A 1,828-nucleotide genomic window follows, 5' to 3' on the forward strand; every position below is an offset into this window, starting at 1 on the left:
TTAGTGAGAAACCGGAGAAGCTCATGTCCACACGACGTAGATTGTCCGCGCTCGTCACCGCGGTGTTAGCGGTGCTGGCCCTCTCCGTGGCCGGTGCACCTGCGCAGGCTGCGGGCTTCAGCCCGATCAACGTCTGGAACTCGAGCCACTGTCTCGACAATGCCACCGAGAACGCCGCGAAGCTCCATATGTGGTCGTGCACCGGTGGTTCCGAGCAGAAGTGGCTCGCAGGGTTCAATACCCAGACCGGCCTGTTCACCTTCACCAACCAGCGCACGGGCCGGTGCATCACCGCGCCGGCCTCCGGGGCGGGGACGGTCACGATGGCGTTCTGCAACGCGGCCGCGACCACCCAGCAGTGGCGCGTCTTCTTCGCGGACAACCCCAACGGGCCGCCCTCAGGTTGGTACCAGGTCTGGCAGAACGTGTCGAGCGGGCTCTGTCTGTCGACGCCCAGCGTGCGAAACGGCACCCTCCTGCAAACGACGGTCTGCGATCCCTCCCACCAGTACTACAGGTGGCACCAGCAGTAAGAGTCCGCAGGACAGGAAATGAGACCATAGAGAGGACCTCAGGTCCTCGCGGCGCTGCGGCTAGATCGGCGAGACGCCGGCGTGACGGGACGGCTTCATGTGGAACAACATCGCCGCACAGTTCGAGTCCCGTGCCCGCGATGCCGCGGAGCCGTCCGGCAGTCCGAACGCAACTGTGGCATCGCGGTGACCAGGGCAGTCAAGGTTCGTTCTTCTCCGGGACCGGGCGAGCCCTTCGTATGGTTGGCCCGCCCAGGGGCGTCGGGTGTGGCTTTCAAAGTTCTGCCGCTTGTGGCTTCCCTCGATTGGCCGCCCGACGTCCTACGACGACTCGGCTGCCAATCAGGAATTGCGAATGATCGCTCCGTAGACACCTCAAGCACATTGGCCGTCAAGCCGCAGGGGCGAGTGCGGCCGGAAAGGCTGTGCTTGCGTCGAACAACCGGCGGTTCTGAAGGCAGTAGTAGAGCTGACCGATCATGCGGTTGAAGAGGTTCTCTGGGCAGCAGGGTGCCAGTCTCCGTGGTTGTCACGGCGTCGCCGGTAGTGGGCGGTGGCGCCGGGTGATGAGGTGAGGGCGGAGAAGGCTCAGAGACACCTCACGTTGGCATGCCGTCAAGTCGGCTGCATTTGTGCCGTGTAGCGTGGCCCGTCTATTCGAACGGGCGGGGTGGAACGTTGGTCGACGTGGTGCGTGTCATGGAGGCGCTCACGGTGCTGTTCAAGGCGGATGCGGAACGCATGCGTGACGGAGTGAGGCCGTGGACCTTCGTCGCGAACGGTCTCCCCTTTCACGAAGACCTGCTCGTGCGTACTGATGCCGCCTCGGTGAAGCCTGCCTGAAGGTCTGCCTGCCGCAGCTGCGTGCCCACGGGCTGGTCATCCCTGAGTAAGGGCGATTCGCCAGCCGTGATCTATGCGGCGGCTGATTCTGTGGCTTCGAGCAAGGTGAGTAGGCCGACGTTGCACAGTCGGTTGGGAAGGCACGCCCGTGCTGAGCGTAGTGAATGCCGATGGAACGACCGAGACCGGTTCCCTGATCGACGACATCGTCCGCGAGGGCGCGAGGCGGATGCTGGCTGCCGCCCTGGAGGCCGAAGTCAACGCCTATATAGTTGAGTTGACTGATGAGCGTGACGAGCACGGGCGCCGCCTGGTGGTCAGCAACGGCTATCACGAGCCGAGGAAGGTCACCACCGCGGCCGGATCGATGGAGGTGAAGGCCCTGAGGGTGAACGACAAGCGCGTCGACGAGGCCACCGGCGGGCGCAGGCGGTTCTCCTCGGCCATCCTGC

2 protein-coding genes and 2 pseudogenes are annotated in these 1,828 nt (G+C 64.4%); 3 read left to right on the forward strand and 1 reads right to left on the reverse strand.

What is annotated here, in order from left to right; translation table 11 throughout:
- On the forward strand, positions 1-533 hold a 533-nt coding region (locus OG883_RS46700; RefSeq protein WP_266555017.1), incomplete at its 5' end, for an RICIN domain-containing protein.
- 391 nt (positions 534-924) lie between these two features.
- On the opposite strand, the pseudogene OG883_RS46705 reads toward OG883_RS46700, so the two are convergent.
- Positions 925-1,127, reverse strand: a pseudogene (locus OG883_RS46705) (IS110 family transposase); the annotation flags it as partial.
- 84 nt (positions 1,128-1,211) lie between these two features.
- On the opposite strand from OG883_RS46705, the gene OG883_RS46710 reads away from it, so the two are divergent.
- Both OG883_RS46710 and OG883_RS46715 read left to right on the forward strand, forming a co-directional pair.
- Positions 1,212-1,376 (forward strand): hypothetical protein, encoded by a 165-nt coding sequence (locus OG883_RS46710; protein ID WP_266555019.1) that lies wholly within the window; start codon positions 1,212-1,214, stop codon positions 1,374-1,376.
- Between the two features lie 148 nt (positions 1,377-1,524).
- Positions 1,525-1,828: pseudogene (locus OG883_RS46715) on the forward strand (IS256 family transposase); the annotation flags it as partial.

The organism is Streptomyces sp. NBC_01142, from assembly GCF_026341125.1.
Classification (GTDB): domain Bacteria; phylum Actinomycetota; class Actinomycetes; order Streptomycetales; family Streptomycetaceae; genus Streptomyces.